At 56.6% G+C, this 18904-nt stretch carries 16 protein-coding genes; 4 read left to right on the top strand and 12 right to left on the bottom strand.

Features of this window, described 5'->3' with window-relative positions; genetic code table 11:
* Positions 1 to 19: 19 nt before the first annotated feature.
* From BLR09_RS04235 to BLR09_RS04220, 4 genes are all read right to left on the bottom strand, one after another.
* Positions 20 to 1039 carry an SDR family NAD(P)-dependent oxidoreductase gene (locus BLR09_RS04235; protein WP_093198243.1) on the bottom strand — a complete coding sequence of 340 codons (1020 nt, stop codon included), beginning with the start codon at positions 1037 to 1039 and terminating at the stop codon, positions 20 to 22.
* 244 nt (positions 1040 to 1283) lie between these two features.
* Positions 1284 to 1733, bottom strand: coding sequence for a VOC family protein (locus BLR09_RS04230; RefSeq protein WP_093198240.1), 450 nt, complete (start codon positions 1731 to 1733; stop codon positions 1284 to 1286).
* Positions 1734 to 1762: 29 nt separating this feature from the next.
* The gene (locus BLR09_RS04225) at positions 1763 to 2149 is read right to left on the bottom strand and encodes a VOC family protein (RefSeq protein WP_093198238.1); all 387 of its coding nucleotides are present in this window, start codon (positions 2147 to 2149) and stop codon (positions 1763 to 1765) included.
* A 38-nt stretch (positions 2150 to 2187) separates the two neighbouring features.
* Positions 2188 to 2520, bottom strand: coding sequence for a TfoX/Sxy family protein (locus tag BLR09_RS04220; protein ID WP_093198235.1), 333 nt, complete (start codon positions 2518 to 2520; stop codon positions 2188 to 2190).
* 191 nt (positions 2521 to 2711) lie between these two features.
* On the opposite strand from BLR09_RS04220, the gene BLR09_RS04215 reads away from it, so the two are divergent.
* Entirely contained in the window at positions 2712 to 4928 is a 2217-nt protein-coding gene (locus BLR09_RS04215; RefSeq protein WP_218126604.1) for a hypothetical protein, read from the top strand.
* Positions 4929 to 4954: 26 nt separating this feature from the next.
* Here BLR09_RS04215 and BLR09_RS04210 read toward each other — a convergent pair whose 3' ends face one another.
* Positions 4955 to 5503, bottom strand: a complete 549-nt coding sequence (locus tag BLR09_RS04210; protein WP_093198230.1) for a hypothetical protein — start codon at positions 5501 to 5503, stop codon at positions 4955 to 4957.
* Positions 5504 to 5586: 83 nt separating this feature from the next.
* On the opposite strand from BLR09_RS04210, the gene BLR09_RS04205 reads away from it, so the two are divergent.
* Together BLR09_RS04205 and BLR09_RS04200 are read left to right on the top strand one after the other, a co-directional pair.
* Complete coding sequence (locus BLR09_RS04205; protein WP_093198227.1) at positions 5587 to 5946, top strand: winged helix-turn-helix transcriptional regulator; 360 nt, start codon at positions 5587 to 5589, stop codon at positions 5944 to 5946.
* 65 nt (positions 5947 to 6011) lie between these two features.
* Entirely contained in the window at positions 6012 to 6515 is a 504-nt protein-coding gene (locus BLR09_RS04200; protein WP_093198225.1) for an SRPBCC family protein, read from the top strand.
* A 57-nt stretch (positions 6516 to 6572) separates the two neighbouring features.
* On the opposite strand, the gene BLR09_RS04195 is transcribed toward BLR09_RS04200, so the two are convergent.
* From BLR09_RS04195 to BLR09_RS04170, 6 genes are all read right to left on the bottom strand, one after another.
* On the bottom strand, positions 6573 to 9281 hold the full coding sequence (locus tag BLR09_RS04195; protein ID WP_093198222.1) for a TonB-dependent receptor: 2709 nt from the start codon (positions 9279 to 9281) through the stop codon (positions 6573 to 6575).
* Between the two features lie 121 nt (positions 9282 to 9402).
* Positions 9403 to 10329, bottom strand: coding sequence for a FecR family protein (locus BLR09_RS04190; RefSeq protein ID WP_176785447.1), 927 nt, complete (start codon positions 10327 to 10329; stop codon positions 9403 to 9405).
* Between the two features lie 69 nt (positions 10330 to 10398).
* Positions 10399 to 10914, bottom strand: a complete 516-nt coding sequence (locus tag BLR09_RS04185) for a sigma-70 family RNA polymerase sigma factor (RefSeq protein ID WP_093198219.1) — start codon at positions 10912 to 10914, stop codon at positions 10399 to 10401.
* Positions 10915 to 11030: 116 nt separating this feature from the next.
* A complete protein-coding gene (locus BLR09_RS04180) occupies positions 11031 to 13385 on the bottom strand; it encodes an outer membrane beta-barrel protein (RefSeq protein ID WP_093198216.1) in 2355 nt (784 codons plus the stop codon).
* Positions 13386 to 13471: 86 nt separating this feature from the next.
* A complete protein-coding gene (locus tag BLR09_RS04175; RefSeq protein WP_093198215.1) occupies positions 13472 to 15355 on the bottom strand; it encodes a response regulator in 1884 nt (627 codons plus the stop codon).
* Positions 15352 to 17178, bottom strand: coding sequence for a sensor histidine kinase (locus tag BLR09_RS04170; RefSeq protein WP_093198212.1), 1827 nt, complete (start codon positions 17176 to 17178; stop codon positions 15352 to 15354). Before BLR09_RS04170 ends, BLR09_RS04175 begins: the two co-directional genes overlap by 4 nt.
* 261 nt (positions 17179 to 17439) lie before the next feature.
* Between BLR09_RS04170 and BLR09_RS04165 the strand changes: the two genes are divergently transcribed.
* Entirely contained in the window at positions 17440 to 17988 is a 549-nt protein-coding gene (locus tag BLR09_RS04165; protein ID WP_093198210.1) for a DNA-3-methyladenine glycosylase I, read from the top strand.
* A gap of 264 nt (positions 17989 to 18252) precedes the next feature.
* On the opposite strand, the gene BLR09_RS04160 is transcribed toward BLR09_RS04165, so the two are convergent.
* Positions 18253 to 18894: an NAD(P)H-dependent oxidoreductase gene (locus BLR09_RS04160; RefSeq protein WP_093198208.1), complete on the bottom strand. Its 642-nt coding sequence runs from the start codon at positions 18892 to 18894 to the stop codon at positions 18253 to 18255.
* Between the last annotated feature and the right edge of the window lie 10 nt (positions 18895 to 18904).

Here is an 18904-nt window from a genome sequence, read left to right as displayed (position 1 = left end):
CCGCAGAGTTGTCCTAAAATTACGAAACCGTCGTATCAAACACGACGCCCGTCCATTCTTCACTAAGCTGCCATAGCTTTCCGGCGGCTTTTTCGTCCAGGGAGTAGGGGCGTACGCCCCGCAGGGTCGACGGCTCATCGTAGGTATGAACGATGTTCCCGGCATCCAGTTCTGCAATATCGCAATCTTCGCAATACACGCCGCCGAGGCCGTCGAGTTGCGGGCTGACCGCCGCCCAGAGCACCGTTGCGGCGCCCTGAGGGGTAGTTTTGAGTTTGCGGGCGACTTCCGGATAGAGATTCCCGTCTGCGTCGTGCGTGCCCATCTGCTGAAACAGGGCCATCGGCGCCTCTCTGCCCAGGTCGGTATCGCCGACAGAACCGGGATGTACGGCAAAGGCCCGGACGCCGGCCGATTGCCCGCGGGCGTCGAGCGCTACCGAAAAAAGGTTATTGGCTGTTTTGGCCTGTCCGTACCCTTGCAGGGTCTCGTAGTCGCGGTGCAGAAAGTGCGGATCCTCAAAATTGAACGGCGCAATCTGATGGCCGAAGGACGAGACGTTAACCACGCGTGCGCCGCCTGCCCTGACAAGTGCCGGCCAGAGCCGCGCCGTGAGTTGAAAGTGACCGAGGTGGTTGGTCGAAAGCTGGGATTCATACCCGCGGCTATCCCGGCGCAGGGGTACCCACATGATTCCGGCGTTGTTGAGGAGGAGGTGAAGCGGCTGGCCGGACGCCAGAAAGGTTTTGGCAAAGGCATCAATGGAATCCGGCTCCATCAGGTTCAGGTACCGGACTTCGACGCGCGGCAACCCGGCGAGGTTATTGGCGGCTTTGGTCAGGTCACGGGCGGGTACGATGACCGTTGCCCCGGCAGCGCTGAGGGTACGGGTCAGTTCCCGCCCGATACCGGCATATCCTCCGGTGACGATGACCGTTTTCCCGGCCAGAGACAAATCTCCGATGATGTCGGTGGTAGTAGAAGCGGCGTTGAAACCCGAGCCGATTGGTTGCTGAAGTACTCCGTTGTAGTTGGTCATGATGCGTTTGGTTTGTGGGAACAAAACTAGACGCCCGCTGACCGGGGGAATTTGTTCAAACTGTCAAGATTACTTTGCTTAAACTCTCATTGAAAATCTACCGTCGTACAAAGTATTTGAAATAGGTATTGAGCTTGATTATTCTTTCCCTTTTGAAATAGAATGACAGCAATATCGGCAACCAGCTATAACGAAAGAGGTCGCTTCGGTTGGGAAGCGATCTCTTTACGTTTGTTCAATGCCTTTATGCCTGCTGCATCTTCGCCGGATCGTCGTAGTTCACCATCCAGTTGATGCCGAACTTGTCGGTAAACATGCCGAAGTACGCGCCCCAGAAAGTATCGCCCATGGGCATGGTGATGATGCCGCCGGCTGACAGTCCGCCGAACAGTTTGTCCGCTTCTTCCTTGCTTTCCGTGCCTACCGAAATCGAGAAATTATTCCCCTGTTGAAAGTGGGACGCCCATTCTCCGCCCGTATCGCTGCCCATCAGGATGGTTTCCCGGCTGATAGGGAGGCTTACGTGCATGATTTTGTTGGCATCCTCCGGGCTTACACCCTTGCCGTCTTCCGAAGGAGGCATCTCCCCGAAGCGGCCGATGAACGGAAATTCCCCGCCGAAAACAGACTTGTAAAAGTTGAAGGCTTCTTCACAGTTGCCGTTGAACGTCAGATATACATTGACGACTGCCATTGGTTTTATTGGTTGAACTCGTGGAAAAATTACTGCATGGAATGGAAACCGATCGTATTGCCCTCGGTATCGCTGGCAATACCGATGAAGCCGAATTCGCCGATCGGGAATTTGGGCGCCGTGACCTTGCCGCCGGCCGCTTCGACGCGGCTGATTTCATTGGCGCAATCGTCACAGGAGAAGTAAATCAGCGTACCGGTGGCGCTGGGTTTGCCCATTTCGTGTTTGACGAGCGTGCCGGACGTATTCGGCGCACCCTCTACCCACGGAAAGGCCCACATTTCGCCGCCGCCGGCATCGGGAGGCACCGGAAGCTGACTCAGCGTGACATTCAGAACGGTTTCGTAGAATTTTTTGGCCCGGGGCATGTCGTCGACATAGATCTCGAACCAGCCGACAGGATTCATTGCATTCATGTGTGTATGGTTTAGTTGTATGAAAAGGGGTGACGGGACTACTTTTTTCGCGAGGCTTTTGCCTGTGGATTGAAGGCGAGACAGAGATCTATCCACTCCCGGAAGCCCGTTCGCAGTCCGTCTTCACTGACAAAGACGTAGCCCTTCATGGGTTTTCCGGTAAATACCATTTCCCGGCAACCCGGGCGTTCGAGGGCCGCTTCATAGGCCTCTTCACCGATACGGCACATCATTTCGTCCCCGACAACACCGATACACATTTTGTCATTGACCATGTAACAGACACCGCCGAACATCCGTTTTTCGGTGACGACGGGCAGGTCGGCAAGCGCCTCGCGGATGCGGTTACTCAGGGTCTCGTTATAGGCCATGGCTCAGGTTGAAGGTTGCGTCGCAATGGGGTTTAAAAGTAAGGAAACTTCCCAGATTCTGTCACGCCGGTTCGATGAACAGATGATTAAATAAAAATTGCGACAAACCCGCCGGCGCATCGCCGTGTCTCCGGCTATATCAATGGGTTTTCCTACCTTCGGAACCCGCTGAAAATACCTCGCTCAAGCCTATGCCAACCCGCCGTATTCTGCTTATTCTCTGTTTGTGCTGGCCTGTCGCCGTTTCCGCCCAGAACCGCGTGACTATGGACACACTGGCCCGCCAGGTGACTGCTTCCGTGCGCCCGTCGGCCACCCTGTACCTCCGTACCAGCAAGGATATCTACGAAACCAGGGAAGACGTCTGGTTTCGTGCCTTTGTTCTTGACGCTCAGTCTTTCACGCCGTTTGCTGGTGACGCGAATCTTTACGTTCGCCTCGTCCACGCGCAGAAAGACAGCCTGGTCTGGAAAGAAATATATCCGATTCAACAGGGAGGGGTGAATGGGCATATATACCTGGATCCCGGTCTGCCGGAGGGAGTCTACTGGCTCGAAGCCTACTCCGCCCGCTCTGTTCCTGAACGGGACCACGCTTTCCGCTCGCTCAGAAAAATCACGGTCACACGGGATATCAATGCGTTCAGAAAGCCCCGTACGACCCGCCGGAAGGCCGGTGGAGTACGCCTTTCCTTCTTTCCCGAAGGAGGTAATCTGGTAGCAGAACTGTCCAATCGCATGGCGTTCAAGGCTGTAGACAGTACCGGCGGGCCGGTAGCTGTTTCCGGTGTTTTGCTGGAAGACGGCAAACCTTTGTTTCCCATCCGGAGTACCCACGAAGGCATGGGTAGTTTTGTTTTTCGCCCGGAGCGGTCGAAGCGCTACCGGGTCGCGGTGAATCAGGCTCCAGATACATTGTTGCTGCCGGAAATGCAGGCGGAGGGATGGACGTTGTCGGCCGATACCCGGGATACGCTGTTTGTCCGGATAACCCCTTCTGCCGGCATCCCGCGCCAGCGCGTATACTGCCGCGTGCAGATACGGGGTATGGTGCAGGCGATCGCGTCAGGGATGGCAGGGGAGGAGCTCCGTATTGCGTTCCCCATTCAGCATATGCCGCAGGGTATTGCGGAAGTGACGGTTTTTGACGAACAACGGCGACCCCTCGCCGAGCGACTGGTATACCTCCATCCTGACCGTCAGCTTAAGATTCATACCCGTCTCGCCAAAACGGCGTTTGGCAGTCGGGAGAAAGTTTCGCTGACGATCCGGGCGACCGACGAACAGGGTAAACCGGTTTCCGCCGACCTGGCGGTGAGCATTTCGGATGACCTGTATGGCCTCGCCGACGGCCAGGATATCCTGACACACTGCTACCTGTCGACCCAGCTCCGGGGGCGTATCGTCAATCCGCAGTACTACTTCGACCCGGCGAATACCGGGCGGCAGGAAGCGCTGGACCTGCTCCTGCTTACCCAGGGCTGGCGGCGGTATGTCTGGGATCAGAACAGCGGGCTGGTGCCACCTGTCGTAAGTGATACGGTGGCGGTGCATGTCGTATCGTCCAAAAAGAAGATCGCCCGTATGCCCGCGGTACTGGCATTTGACCGGCCTGAAAACGGAAACCGGGAGTTTCTCATGCCCGATGCTTCCGGGCAAATACTACTCCCGCCCGCTACGCTCGCGATCGGGCGACGGATTTACCTGAAATGCCTTGGTAACGAGGAAGTAAGCCTGCATGCGGACGATCCCTTCCGGGCAATCGCCGCGTACCGGAAGACTACTCTGCCGGCATATCCGGAAGTGATTCTCCCCGGAGACGAGGCGCCGGAACTTCCCCGGACCGGCGTTTTCGGAAAGACACTTCTCGATGTCGTGATCCGGGCGAAAAACGGGCCGGGAGGCTTCCGGGACAGGTACCTCGGCCAGCTCGACAGCCTCGCCAAACTCGAAGGAAATACCGATTATGTCGGGCAATGCGGGATCCTGAACTGTCCGGCCGGCGATCGGAAGGGAAAGCCGGTAGAAGGCCGCGAATACACCGAGTACATTGGCAACCGCCGCAGCGAAATCAACGCGCACCCGTATGCCTTTTCCGGAAATGAAATGCGGCGCGTGGTGTATCACTATCCGGTATTTACGGAGGAAGAACTACTGGAGAAGTTCCGGCTGACGCGTATTCAGGGGTATTACCCGGCAAAGCAGTTTTATGAACCTGATACCGACGCCTCGTCGGTGAGCGACTTCCGCAATACCCTGCTCTGGCGGCCGGTACTGACGACCACCGGTGAGGTAACGGTTGATTTCTATACCTCTGATATTGATAGTTCTTTTACAGGTATTGTTGAAGGAATCGGAAACGGAGGGCTGCCGGGAAGGACAACCTTCCATTTCACAGTCAAAAAATAACGACCTGCCGAAGGAGAATATACCGGCTAGATCCGCTTCATCGGAATCTGCAGGTTAGACGGGCGGTTTTCGGGTGTATCGAAGCCGCGCCCGTCCGGGTGGCGGGCTCCCCAGTACATGCGGTCGCCATCAACATAAATCAGATCATATTCCTTGAAAATCTGCCCTTCAGTCAGGCCGAACGGCGCAAACGCTTTTCCAAGAATGGACTGGGTCTTGCCTGTTTGCCAGCCGGAAAACCCGGTAGCCAGCTGGTTGAGGACGTCAGTAAATCCGTCAGTCAGCGGAGTAACGGCGTATGCCGTATCAGCTGTGAAATCTGCCTGCCACGCATCCGCAACGACGGGGTGTGCATCCCCCCATTCGAGGTGACCATGGAGGGCTATCCGAACCAGCGGAATCTCCCCAAACGGATCGGCAAAATTTGTAACAGTGAGTTCAAAGGTATTATCCGGGGAAAGCTGGAATTTCCGCGTCAGGTAAAAGGGCTTCAGTGTTCCTGTAGACAGGCTTGGACGGACCTCGACGGACAGGCTTTCCCATGTACCCGGGGATGTTTGCTGCGTTACTGCCATAGCTTTTTTTTGCTAAACTGGTAACTTGGTCAGAAAATGACAAGTAGGCTAATGATAGAGACCATGTCCAATTTTACAGACTAATGGCAGAAAAGCGAAAAACCAAAGATTTCAATCCGCATCGATGCGGCGTCACTCATTTTCTCAATAAAGTTGGCGGGAAATGGAAAGTACTCGTCATTCATGGAGTCAGTATGGGATGCAACCGGTTCAGCCTCCTCACAAAGGCCATTCCGCAGATCAGCAAACAAATGCTGATCAATCAGCTCCGGGAGCTGGAAGAAGACGGAATTCTGGAACGGACGGTCTTTCCTGAAATTCCGCCGAGGGTGGAATACCGGTTGTCGGAATATGGCAGCAGCTTACTGCCTGTTATTCAGACTGTGCAGCAATGGGGATTGCAGGACATGGCGAGGAATATGGACCATGGAGGAGCTGCGTAACCTGAAGATGCGACGGTTTGCCCGATAGCGCGGTCTTTTATTTCACCGTCTAAAAAGAGCATCGGGTGGAACGAAAGCCCGGAGAAGGTGTTGAACGGGAAGCCGTTTTTTCACCGGCTATCCGCATGGAAACATCCTACTCCATTCTTATACACGCCCGACCCGAATCGGTTTGGGCGGCGCTGACCGAGCCTGCGCAAATGATCCGGTGGATGGGCGACCCGGAAATGAGGCTCGAAGTAGAAACCGACTGGCTTCCTGGCTCACCTGTTATTGTCCGCGGATTTCACCACGTTTCGTTTGAGAACCGGGGAACAGTATTGGCTGCCGAGAAAAACCGCCGCCTGGAATATACCCATCTCAGTTCCGTCTCGCGCCTACGGGATATCCCTGAAAATCATACGGTTTTTTCGTTTCTCCTCACTCCCGAAAAGGAGCATACGTTGCTCGCACTTTCTCTTCGGAATTTTCCGACAGAATCCATCCGGAAACACTTCGAATTTTACTGGCCGGCGACGCTCACAATCCTGAAAGAAGTAGCAGAGGAAAATGTAAACGACTCATTATAAGGAAAATAAAAGCGGAAGGCTGTATGCCTCCCGCTTCATTCAGGGGTTGGAGGACGGTCAGAGTTTCAGTGTGACAGAGGCGCTCACCCGTGCCGGCATCTGCGGAATGGTGGTACTCCAGCCAACCCAGTACCGCTGGTCGGTCAGGTTATCGGCCTTCAGATTCAGCCGGAAGCGGGTATGATCGTAAGAAGCACCTGCCCCGAGGACGAAGTAAGACGGCAGCGTATAGCGGCTTGCCGTGGAAAGAATGACGGCATTCTCACCGGCATAATTTCCACCGAAACCAATACCAAAGCCCCGCCAGATCCCTTTCCGGATACCGTAGCTGAGCCAGAAGTTTACAGTATGCTCCGGACCGGCGTTTGAAGGGCGAAGGCCGTCGAGTGTTGCGTTGATTTTCTGATACTTACTGTTGTTGTAAGCATACCCGGCGATGAGGGAGAGCCCCGGTACCGGCTGGGCAACTACCTGCGCCTCAATGCCCCGGCTGTACTGGTTGCCGTCCTGAACGGTAAAGGCCGGCCGATCGGGGTAGTCCGCTCGCGTCACGTCTGTCACCTGAATAGCATAATAGCTCAGGCTACCTGATAACCGGCTTTGGAACGCGTCGAATTTTACGCCCGCTTCCCACTGATTAGCCTGGCTGGGCTTGAAGGTGGAAATCGTACCGTCGGGTTGCGTCAGGGGAGCGATGTTCTGAAAACCGTTCAGGTAGTTACCGAAAACCGAAACCTGTTCCGGAATAACCTGGTAGGTAAAGCCGAGTTTGGGTGAAAAGGCCGTCTGCGTATACTTACCCGCGGTCGTCCCGAGGGTCAGGTTCTGTGTGCCCAGGTTGTCGAAGTAGTCGAGGCGGAGGCTGGCAAGCAGCGCCAGTTGGGGCGTGACGTTCAGTACTTCCTGGACATAGGCACTGTAGGTATTCTGCCGGGCGGAACCTTTGGTAAATGTGAGGGTACTGAACCGGTCCAGCGCTGCGAGGCGATTGAGAGCAGTGTACGCCCGGCCGGGGGTTGAAGCACTGATGATGTCGAAGGGTATGGTCGGGGCTGCTGAGCTTTTTGTCGTGGAAGTGTAGTATTCAAGGCCTGCCAGGAGGCGGCTACGCAGCGATCCGATCCGGAAATCTCCCGTAAAATTCTGCTGCAGATCAGTAGCCGCAATGTTCTGGTATTCCGTGTACCCCAGGTACCGGATCAGGGAGTCGTTGCCGGCTTTCATACTCATGTATCCGCTCATACCGTTGAGGGTGCCGGAGAGATAAGTAACATTGGTGCGGGATTGCCACCTGTCCGAAAACCGGTGATCCAGTTGCAGGTACACGTTGGCATTGCCGCTGTTGGCTACGATATCGTCTCCATAAAACCGCCGGTTGAAATCGAGTTTGAGGTCTTTGGGACTCCGTGCACCGGTGGTAAGTGCGCCGTCCGCAAAGAGCCGGTAAAAACTGTTGGACTTTTCGCTGCGGTATTCGGCTTCGAGACTCGCCGTGGTCCGGTCGCTCAGTTTATAAACAAGTACCGGGGAGACGAAGGAGTATGTCTTGAACCCGGCATCCTGGAAGCTGCGTTCATGGTGCCGGGCCGCGTTGACGCGCAGCAGGAGGGTTTTTTCGGGATTCAGGGGAGTGTTGATGTCGGCCGACAAGCGGCTCAACCCGAACCCGCCGGCGGTATAGGTGATTTCAGACCGGGAAGAAGCAAACGGCTTTTTCGTAACCCGGTTAAACAACCCGCCGAAGGATACCAGGCTGCTGCCATACAGGGATCCCGAGGGGCCCTTGATGGCCTCGATGGTCTCGATATTTGCGGGATCTATGGTGCCAGAGCCGATGCTGCCGGGTACGCCGTTCCGGAGAAACGACTGCGTCGGAAACCCGCGGGAAGTGACGGAGCCGCCGGCGCTGTTGTTTTCGAGTTGCATCACGACGCCCGGTACGTTCCGGAGAGCGTCGGAATAGGTGACTACCAGTTGTTCGCGGAGCAGCTCACCGGTAACCGATGTATATACCTGCGGGTTTTCGAGATTTTTCAGGGGCATTTTGGCGACAAATTCGCTCTCTGCCCGCGTGAAAGACTGGTTATTCGCTGTCACGACAACCTCCTGTAACGTCCGGGAGTCCTCCCGCAATGAAATAGGATCGAGTGAAACGGTTTGATTTTCAGGTATTTCTACGGTCTGTTCCAGCGGAGTGTAGCCGACCAGTTGAATAATCAGCTGCCGGATACCCGCCGGAACATTTTTTATTTGATAGTTTCCGTTTTCGTCGGTCAGCGTTCCCCGACCGGTTCCGCGGACGCTCACGTCGACGAACGGGGCCGGGTGGCCGTCGGATGTACGCACGGAACCCGTCACCGTACCCCGGCTTTCGCCTTTGACGGGCTTGATGAAGATCCGGTTGCCCTGTACCTGAACGCCGCGGGCCACGTCTCCCAACAGGTCTTTCAAGGCTTCGGAAAGCGTTTTCTTGTCGTACCGCAGGGTTACTTTCCGCTGGGTATCCAGCAGGGAATTGCTGAAAACAAAGGTTACGCCGGCCTGGATTTCAAAGGAATGGAGTACTTCCGAGACGGTTACCTGATTAACTTCCAGCGAGATACGGCGATCAAGAACGGAGCCTTGCGCCCGGACCGGCCGGGCGCCTGCCAGCAGGATCAGACCAGCCAGACAAAGAATACGGAGCAGGGAAAAAGTGTCGCACAGCTCGAGCCATGACGTCCCCGCCGGGACCGACCGGTTCCGGGAATGTAAAGAAGAATGCATACTTTTGAAAAAACGGTTAGTTGTACACGATTGACTGTTCACGCTCCGGAAGGCTGCTGGTAACAGCTTCCGGAACAGATCCACGGCTGCCGGCCGTGGATTTTTTTACGGGGTTGTCTGGTTAATAAATAGTTATGGTGTTACCCTGCTTCCGGTAGTGAAGGTTGAGAGCATAGGATAGTCCCTGCATCAGCTCGTCAACCGAAGGATTGGCGAACGTACCCGAGCAGCGGCGCTCTCCCAGGTCATCGGACGCAATGACCACGCGAATGCCATACCAGCGTTCCATCGTTACAGCGATTTCCCGAAGCGGCTGGTTATCAAAAACAAGTGTATGTTCTTTCCAGGACCAGGCGGCGTCCCCCCATACCCGGCGCCGCTCAATAGCCTTTCCGGGCCGGCTGATGCCCTTTTGCTGGGCAGTCAGTACAACTTCGGAGGGGTGCTTTCCGATTGCGGAGAAATGTACTTTCCCGTGGGCAACGACCAGAGACGTTTCCCTGTCGCCCGGATAAGCCCGAACGTTGAAGGCCGTTCCCAGTACCCGGATATGCGTTTGTGCCGCCGCAATCTCAAAAGGCCGCAGGGTATCCCGGTATACTTCGAAGAATGCTTCCCCTTCCAGTGTCAGCGAGCGGAGGGTATCGGCTCCGGTGTAGGTCAGGCGGCTGCCTGCGTTGAGCGTCACCACCGAGCTGTCGGGTAGCGTCAACTGCCTGCGTTCACCTGGCCGGGTGACAAAGGCCAGGGTTTGCGAGGGGGCCGCAGCGACCGTTGTTTCCCGGACCTGCTCCGGCGATTTTGTCTGAAAAACATACAGGCCGACGGCGACGGCGATGGCTGCCGCCAGCCCGATCATCCAGCGTCGGAACCGGGGCCGCGCCGGAGGTTCAATCGCCGACCAGACCGCGGAAACGACGTCTTCTTCTTCCGGGCATACCGGCAGGTCGTCAGGCAGGCCATCCGACGACAGCCACTGTTCAACAACCCGTTTCTCGGCTTCCGAACAGGTTCCCTGATGATATTTTTCCAGCAATTCCGGTGACATAGCGGTGGGATGATTGGCAGAAACAGAGTTCCACAACATCGTCAGATCCCTAAACCGGTTCCGAACTAATTATTCGAGATTGCGCCGCAGGTGTGCAAGGGATTTGGTAAGGTGATACTCCACGGCTTTTTCGGAGATATCCAGGCGGACGGCAATTTCCCGGTTTCCAAGTCCCTGCTCGCGGCTCAGGCGGAAAACATGCGCCGTCAGGCCGGGCAGTGCGCCGACCAGCTCTGCAATGCGGGCTGAAAGCTGGGAAAACAGCACCATCTGTTCGGTGGTTTCTTCAGAAACAGGCCGGAGCGCTGCCGCTTCGTTCAGGTGTGCCTGGTGTGTTGATTTATCCCGGAAGTGTCTGTTGATGAGGTTTTTGGTCGATTGGATGAGGTAGGCTTCCGGTGGGCCCGACAGGCGAAGATCCGCCCGACGTTCCCAAAACGAGCGGAATACTTCCTGGACAATCTCCCGGGCTTCTTCCTCATCACGCAGGTAATAGTGGCAAAGCCGGTAGAGCCGCTTTGCGAGGGAGAGATACAGGAGCCGAAACGACTCCTCTGTGAGAAGAAAGGGGTGATCGCTGTGCATAAGGCCGACCGGACGCGAATCAGTCGGGACAAATGAAGTTCTTATTTAGTATCATTCCAAATAATTTTTCTGTTTTCAGCGGGTAGCTTTTTTTTTTCAGAAAGAGAATACCTGTCTCAGTGAGAAGAGACACGGTTTCGCTCGTCTTCCGAACTGCTCCGGCGGATGGCCGCCGCCGGTAACAGGCTTTTCCCGAAGGCATGTGCCCAGGTCAGGCGGCAAACGCGCGGCTCGTAGTACTGCGCCCAGCGACTGGCATCGGTAATGGCGACATTATCGGCGCGGAGTGTCGTCGTCCGAAACAGGTCGGACACTGACCCGGTAAGGGAACTATTGGCCCATTTCTTTCTGATGCCGAAGTTGACAGCCCCCTGCCCGCGCATACGGGTGGTTCCGGAGAGAACCGGACTCTGGTAATTGGCGGTGACTTCTGCCGTCAGGCTGCGGGACAAAACGAATGCGTGGCCGGTATAGAAGGTAAGCGACCATTGTTGCTGACGGATTGGCTGCCCGTCTACCGGTGTTTCCTGCCGGACAAAGCTGCCGGTAGCCTGCTGCTGCGCCGACCACCACCGGGTTATCCGGACCGGTACACTGGCCTGCACCGAAAAAGTATGGCGCAGCCGGACGTTTTGCGGGGTAATGTAACTGCGGTTGGTCAGCGGATCGGTCGTAAACCGGAAGCGGTCCAGCGCATCACGATCCCGGATGTACCCTGCCGTCAGGAGGTAACTTCCCCGGAAGCGGTACGTCGCCTGAAAAACGTCACTGAATCCCGGAAGCAGGCGGGTATTTCCCGTGATAAATGTATAGGGATTAAGAAACATGACCCACGGAGCCAGCAGGTCATACCCCGGTCGCTGGATCCGGCGGGTATAGGAAAGCTGCATGCTGCGGTCGTGGGACCAGTCGTGCGAAATATGAACGCCCGGAAACCAGTTCCCATACCGCCTGTCGATCCCCGCTTCAGGAATAACAAAATCAGTATGCTCATACCGGATACCCAGTTGCAGCCGGATAGCAGCACTGACCGGCCGGAGAAATGTCGCATACCCCGCCAGAATACGTTCCCGGAGGGAATAGTAGCGGGTCATGGACGTATCAATCTGCCAGCCGGGGTCGGAGAGGGTTTCCACCCGTACGTCGTTGGTGAGCCCGGTCCAGGTACCTTTTATTCCGGTGTCGAAGCGGCTGCCGTCAGGCAGGTTCACCGTATAGTCGCTTTTGACGACCCATAACCGGATAGGCGTTTCTTTCCGGGTTCGAAAAACCTGATTCGCGATACCCTGCTCACTGACGTAATCGTGCGGGTTGTGGTTGGCGTACCGCGCATAGTCGACATCGGCAGACCAGGTAGCCCGCGACATGAGCCGCCGCGTGATATATCCGCTCGCCATGCCATATAGCCATTGGTTGCGCTCGGCGTCGCGGAGCGTCACCGGCTCCGCCGGCCGGCCGTTTTGAGTCGTTTCCTGGCGTGCCGGTGAGGTACTCCGGAAGCCGTTGTGAAACCCGCTGAGCGTTACGCCGACGGTAGTTCGGCTATCGGCGGCATAGTCGGCCGATAGCCGCATCTGCTGAAACGGACGCACATTGAACGACTCCTTCCGGGTATGGTTCGTCACCATCAGGGTATCCCGGACAGCCCGGCTATATAGCTCCAGACGCTGCCATTCGCGATCCTGCGTCAGGGAAAAATCCGTTTGGAGTGACCATTTTCCCCGCCTCCAGGCCAGCCGGAGGTAGCCGTTCAGTTTCTCAAACCGGCCTGTGCCTGCGGATGCCTGCCAGGAGCCGTTGAACCCGTTCAGGGCATTTTTCCGGAGAATAAGCTGGATAATCCCGCCGCCGCCTTCCGCGTCATACCGGGCCGACGGAGCCGTCATGAGTTCGATCTTCTCAATCTGCCCGGCGGGGAGGCCGCTCAGGAGTGCCATGACGGTTTCGGCCGGATACCGCTTGCCGTCGATGAGAATGGTGGTACCGGGCCGGCCGGCTAACGACACGGCTTGCTGCTGCCGGTTCACAGTAACTCCGGGCGCCCGCTCCAGCACATCCAGCGCATTACCGCCGGACGCTGTCAGGAGGGAGGCGACGTGAACGACCAGCTTATCCATCTGCTGCTCGTATGCCGGTCGGGAGGCCTTGACCGTGACTTCACCGAGATCAGCCGCTTGCGGCGTCAGGAGAAAATGAACTGTTGTATCACGCAACAACCGGAAAAAGTTGGTATGACTCGATGCATACCCGACGGCATCAGCCGTGAGCCGATAGGCGGAAGAGACCGAGGGGCGCAGAACAAAATAGCCGCCGGTATCCGCCACCACACCTGCCGCCAGGCTGGAATCCGCCCGCCACAGCCGCAGGTGGGCAAAGGGAAGGGGCGTCCCGGACGCCTGTGTCACACGGCCGGAAAGGGTCTGTCCGGAAACTTCTGTCATCGCCAGAAGGAAAAAGAAAAGCACGCGCATGTCTGGAAAATGTTTCCGCAAAGCTCCGGCCCGGCAGCCGGAAGCCTGTCCGGTTTTGGGACAGGATCTCTTTGGAAATCAGACAACTATTGTCCGCGCGCGAAGTCGGTCGGGGTACGTCCGTAATACTCCCGGAAAGCAGTGGCGAAATAGGAAGGGTTTTCGAACCCGACGGCATAGGCGGCATCGGCAACAGATGCCCCGCTGCGCAGCATCTCTCCCGCCCGCCGGAGCCGGTGGGTGCGGATCAGGCGGGCCGGGCTGATATCTGCCACCATACTCAGTTTGCGGGTAAGGGTTCGCGGGCTCATCGCCACTTCTTCGGCCAGTGTTTCCGCCCGGAAATCAGGATCATCCAGGTGTTGTTCAATGACCGCAGCCAGGCGGTGCAGAAAGGTATCCGGAGTTTTTGTCCCGGTTGTCGCAGCCTGGCCGACGCTCTCCCGGTACCGCGTCCGTAATTTTTCCTGCCGGTTGAGCAGGTTTCGCAGGCGCAGGGACAATTCTTCCGGCCGGAAGGGTTTGATAAGGTATTCGTCAGCGCCTTCGGAAAGGCCTGCGAGCAGGTGATCGACGGAGGCCAGAGCCGTCAGCAGCATCACCGCGATGTGGTCGGTAGCCGGGTGCGTCCGCAGCAGGCGGGTGAGGCGGAAGCCGTCCATACCCGGCATGCGAACGTCTGACAGTACCACATCGGGCAGTTCCCGGCGGGCTATTTCCAGTGCCGTCCGTCCGTCGGAAGCCGTCAGGACTATATACTCTTTCCCGAGCAGATCGCTGAGGTAGCACCGTAATTCCGGGTTGTCTTCTGCGATGAGAATCAGTGGATTACCAGAAGGGTAGGAAGTTGGGTGGAATGGGTTCGTACTCACGAGAACTTCCGGTGGCGCCGGGTTTTCAGCGCGGAAGGGGAGTACCGCGGTAAACGTCGTCCCGGCCCCCGGCCGGCTCTGTGCAGAAAGACTACCCTTGAGCAGGCGCGTCAGCTCATAGGCGAGAGACAGGCCGATTCCCGACCCGGCATGCCGCGTATCCGCCCGGTGAAACCGGTCAAATACAAACGGTAACTCCGTTTCCGGAATACCCGGCCCCGAGTCTGCCACACAGATATGTACGGTTTCTTCGGAAAACTGACAGCGAATATCCAGCATACCTCCCTCCGGCGTGAAACGGACGGCGTTGGAGAGGAGATTATTCAGAATCTTACGCCATTTTCCCGCATCAAATGCCGCTTCCAGGGCTTCCCGGTCAGCCTGAAAACGAATGGTCGGACAAATCGGACGAAATGCTTCGACAAGTTCCGAAACAAATGACGGTATATCCTGTACGGATTCTTCTATTGGCAGACGGTCTTCTTCCAGTCGGGCGAGATCCAGCAGCTGATCAATCAATATACTCAGCTCTTCCGCATTCCGGCGGATACCTCCAAGCTGCCCGCGGGTGGCTTCGTCCAGTTCCGGGCGTTGTAAAAGGGCAGCTGCCGGCGCCAGAATAAGCGACAGGGGCGTGCGGAATTCATGCGTCAGGTTATCAAAAAAGCGGGCCTTCAACTCAGCCAGTGCTTTGATTCGGGTTGATTCCCGCAGGGCCTGAACGACGGCGGCTGTTTTATCGATGGTTCGTTCAAGGTCCTGGAAATCAATAGGTTTTGTAATGAAGTCAAACGCGCCGCGGTTCATCGCCAGCCGGATATTCGGCATGTCTCCGTACGCAGATACCATCACCGCCCGGGCGTCGGGAATAAGGCCGGCGGTCAGTTCGAGCAGCGTAAGCCCGTCCATGTCCGGCATGTTGATGTCGAAGAGCAATACGTCGACCTCCGGATCTTCCGACAGAATCGTCAGCGCTTCCCGCCCGCCCGTCGCGAAGCGGAAGGTATACTCGCCCGACTGGATACGCCGGCGGAAACGCTGCTGAAAGAGGGACGCGAGGAGGACTTCGTCGTCCACAACCAGAACCCGTATACTCATGACAGACCAGGTAATTCTATAATCATTTCTGTAAGGGAGCCGCGGTGCAGGCGGATAGAGCCGCCATACCGGGAAACGATGTCGTGGCAAATGCTTAAACCCAGTCCCGTACCGGTACCCGCAGGTCGTGTCGTGAAAAAAGGCTGGAAAATCTTATCCTGCAAGACAGTCGGAACGCCGGGACCATTGTCTGAAACGATCAATCGCACTCCGGAAGCGGTTTTTTCCGTCTGTATCCGGACCAACCCGCCTTTCTCCGGAACAGCCTGAAACGCATTCGAAAGGAGATTAAGCAGGACCCGGCCGAGGTCCTGCCGGGCAGCGGCAACCGGTAATGCGTCCGGTGCAGGTACCTTTTCCAGGCGGCAGTGGAATTCCGGATGCTGCGTCCGGTACCCTTCATAGGCGAGGGTAAGGTAATGATCTGCCAGTTCGTTCAACTCGCAATACCGCTCTTCCTCCGGTTGCTGGTGGCTGTGAATGAGCATGTTACGGACAATGTTCGACGCCCGCTGACCGTTGTCGACGACATGCTTCAGGTTATCCGATAATTCATCCGACAGGTAGTGCAATGCCGGGGGAAGGTAGGTGCGAAGGGTTTCGCTGAGCTCCTGAGACAGCCCGGCAAAATTCACGACGAAATTGAGTGGATTCTGGATCTCGTGTGCGACGCCCGCGGCTACCTCGCCGAGCCCGGCCAGTTTTTCTTTCCGGATCAACTCGGCCTGGGTGGAGCGGAGGGTATCGAGGGATTCTTCCAGTTCCTGCGTCCGTTCGGCAACCAGTGCTTCGAGGTGCTCCCGATGCGTGCGCAGGGACGTAGTCATGTGGTTGAAACCACGGGTCAGCGCACCGATTTCGTCGTGTATGTCGACGGGCAGCGGAGGAGGTAATTCACCGGTATCCACGGCGCGGACGCCTTCTGTCACCCGGTTGAGCGGGGCCAGAAACGCCCGCTGTAAAAAGGCAGGCAGCAGCCGGAGGCAGAGGATCGTCGTCACCGGAATAAAGGCCACAAAACCCCAGAGCATACGTCTTGTGACGACCTCACCACCCGGAACTGCCGACATGAGCCAGGCCAGCCATACCGGAACGAGCCCGATAAACATGAGCAGGGCGGCGAGGATCAGTCCGGCGAGTTTGGCCTGAAACGACGTGGCCTGCGGGGTATACCGGAGGAAAACCAGCGCAGACCAGACCGTAGCCCCGAACTGCACCGGATGCAGGAGGTAATAGTGCCATTCTACGCGCACAGGCAGACCGATGGCCGGCCCGGAAATAATCAGGTTCCCCGTCAGCCAGATCAGCCACAGGAGAAACGACCAGGTATACAGTCCGCTGAATAGCAGTCGGGTACTTTTGTTCTCTGCGGAGGCGCTCCTTTTGGCGTATATCCGTATAATCCAGGGGTAGAGGAGCAGGTTGGGGATAAAGGTGAGGTCGTCGAGTGCTATGCCGGCTGTAAACAGCGCGAAACAGGTCAGGTATACGGCAGCAAACGCCGTCAGGGCCGGAATGCGTTCGCGTCCGGAGCATCTTCCGCCGATTTCATAGGCAAACCAGAGGTGGTACAACGACTGACAGCTGAGCACCAGCGCGTGTACCCAGCCTGAAATCTCGCGAGGCCAGTAGGTGGCGGTGAAGTCATGCGCGGCGGCGCTACCGTATTGTACGCTGGCAAGCCAGAGCAATTGGGTAAACAGCGTCGCATCGCGGTGGCGGGGCCGCAGGGATTGAAGATAGGCGGCGATGACCGTGTTGAGGGCCAGCCCCGCCAGGGAACCGACCACGCTCACATTCACCTCAAACCAGGCATTATTCATAGGCAAAAAGCTTCCGGACCCTCAAAGATCGGGAGCTTTTGCGGGGTAGGTGTTTGATTTTGGGACGAGAATGTTGGGAAATGAGTAAATAGCAGGGGGTATAGAGGACTGTTGCGTCAGAAGAAGTTTCGTTTGCCTTTGGTTTTGTTGTACCTGTTGCTTTTTGAAAGGTTTCCCATTGGCATATTCTATCTGGTAATAATATTACCTTCCATCTCTCTAAACCGGGAACCAATCCCCTTCCATCACCCTTACTTCCCCATGTCCTACTGCTTCGCTATCTCAACCATGCAGCCCGCCGAGCGGCAGGCCCTGCACAAAGCCTATCACGATCAGCATTATGGCTTTCCGATTCACGACGACAATGAACTTTTCGGCCGGCTCATTCTGGAAATCAACCAGGCCGGTCTGAGCTGGGAGACTATTCTCAAAAAGGAAGAAACCTTCCGGAAAGCATACGATAATTTTGTCATCGACGTCGTCGCGGCCTATACCGAGACCGACCGCGAGCGTTTAATGCGCGACCCCGGTATTATCCGCAACAAATTGAAAATCAACGCCGCCATCGAAAATGCCCGGACCATCCAGGGGCTGCAGGCCTCCCACGGTTCTTTCGAAAAATGGCTGGAATCCCATCACCCGAAATCCAAAGAAGAATGGGTGAAACTGTTTAAGAAGACCTTCCGCTTCACCGGTGGTGAAATCGTCGGCGAGTTTCTCATGAGCATCGGTTACCTCCCCGGCGCGCACAGCGAAGCCTGCCCGGTATACCAGCAGGTAGTGGAGAGCAAGCCGTTGTGGATGAGGTAGGCTATCGGCGGGCGGCAGCCGGCTATCGGCTTTAAGCTGTAAGCAGTAAGCTTTAGGCGAGTGGAGAAGTGTCCGTAATGACGGCGAAACATGTTGAGAATTTGATTAAAGGAAAAGTGCTTCCCCTCATACAGGGAAGCACTTTTCCTTTAATAACACCTGAGGTTGCCCGCCTTTAGCCTAAAGCCTATTGCCTACAGCTTAAAGCCGATAGCTGACCGCCGCCCGCCGATAGCTGATAGCCGATAGCTGACTGCCGTCCGCCTACAGCCGATCCCCATCCAACACAAACTCTTCCCTCGGGCTGCGGACTTTTTTCATGGGGTGGAGCCAGTCGTTTTCCGCGTCGCGGTAGCCGAGGGGCAGCATCAGAACACTCCGGAGGCCTTTTGAAGGCAGGTCCAGCAAGGCATCTAGCTCCGGGCCGGAGAAGCCTTCCATCGGCGTCGCGTCCACTTTGAGTTCCGCCGCCTGTGCAATGGAAAGGCCGAAACCGATGTAAGCCTGGCGCGCCGCATGGGCAAAGTTGACATCGGCTTCCTGACGCAAATACAGGGCCTTCAGCTTGTCGGTGTAGGAGCCAAACCGGCCGCGGGGAAGGCCACGTTCGTCCGTCGTGCGGTCGTACACATCGTCAATGCGTTCTTCGGTGTAGCGATCCCAGGCGGCAAAAATCAGTACGTGCGAGGCGTCAGCCACTACCCGCTGGCCTGAGGCAATGGGAACGAGCTTTTCTTTCAGTTCCGGATCGGTGACGACGATGACGCGGAACGGCTGCAGGCCGGAAGAGGTCGGCGCGAGGCGGGCCGCTTCTACAATTTTATCGACATATTCCTTCGGAACCTGTTTTGTCGGGTCGTATTTCTTGGTGGCATAACGCCACTGAAGATCATCTAATAAAGCCATTTTCGTTTTG

This window comes from Siphonobacter aquaeclarae, assembly GCF_900103285.1.
In the GTDB taxonomy this organism is placed as follows: Bacteria; Bacteroidota; Bacteroidia; order Cytophagales; family Spirosomataceae; genus Siphonobacter; species Siphonobacter aquaeclarae.
This window is presented reverse-complemented; position numbering and strand designations above follow the sequence as displayed.

Excerpts from the sequence above, each read along its gene's own strand:
- BLR09_RS04235 (WP_093198243.1), bottom strand. The coding sequence starts at position 1,039 with ATGACCAACTACAACGGAGTACTTCAGCAACCAATCGGCTCGGGTTTC.
- BLR09_RS04230 (WP_093198240.1), bottom strand. The coding sequence starts at position 1,733 with ATGGCAGTCGTCAATGTATATCTGACGTTCAACGGCAACTGTGAAGAA.
- BLR09_RS04225 (WP_093198238.1), bottom strand. The coding sequence starts at position 2,149 with ATGAATGCAATGAATCCTGTCGGCTGGTTCGAGATCTATGTCGACGAC.
- BLR09_RS04220 (WP_093198235.1), bottom strand. The coding sequence starts at position 2,520 with ATGGCCTATAACGAGACCCTGAGTAACCGCATCCGCGAGGCGCTTGCC.
- BLR09_RS04215 (WP_218126604.1), top strand. The coding sequence starts at position 2,712 with ATGCCAACCCGCCGTATTCTGCTTATTCTCTGTTTGTGCTGGCCTGTC.
- BLR09_RS04210 (WP_093198230.1), bottom strand. The coding sequence starts at position 5,503 with ATGGCAGTAACGCAGCAAACATCCCCGGGTACATGGGAAAGCCTGTCC.
- BLR09_RS04205 (WP_093198227.1), top strand. The coding sequence starts at position 5,587 with ATGGCAGAAAAGCGAAAAACCAAAGATTTCAATCCGCATCGATGCGGC.
- BLR09_RS04195 (WP_093198222.1), bottom strand. The coding sequence starts at position 9,281 with ATGCATTCTTCTTTACATTCCCGGAACCGGTCGGTCCCGGCGGGGACG.
- BLR09_RS04190 (WP_176785447.1), bottom strand. The coding sequence starts at position 10,329 with ATGTCACCGGAATTGCTGGAAAAATATCATCAGGGAACCTGTTCGGAA.
- BLR09_RS04185 (WP_093198219.1), bottom strand. The coding sequence starts at position 10,914 with ATGCACAGCGATCACCCCTTTCTTCTCACAGAGGAGTCGTTTCGGCTC.
- BLR09_RS04180 (WP_093198216.1), bottom strand. The coding sequence starts at position 13,385 with ATGCGCGTGCTTTTCTTTTTCCTTCTGGCGATGACAGAAGTTTCCGGA.
- BLR09_RS04175 (WP_093198215.1), bottom strand. The coding sequence starts at position 15,355 with ATGAGTATACGGGTTCTGGTTGTGGACGACGAAGTCCTCCTCGCGTCC.
- BLR09_RS04170 (WP_093198212.1), bottom strand. The coding sequence starts at position 17,178 with ATGAATAATGCCTGGTTTGAGGTGAATGTGAGCGTGGTCGGTTCCCTG.
- BLR09_RS04165 (WP_093198210.1), top strand. The coding sequence starts at position 17,440 with ATGTCCTACTGCTTCGCTATCTCAACCATGCAGCCCGCCGAGCGGCAG.
- BLR09_RS04160 (WP_093198208.1), bottom strand. The coding sequence starts at position 18,894 with ATGGCTTTATTAGATGATCTTCAGTGGCGTTATGCCACCAAGAAATAC.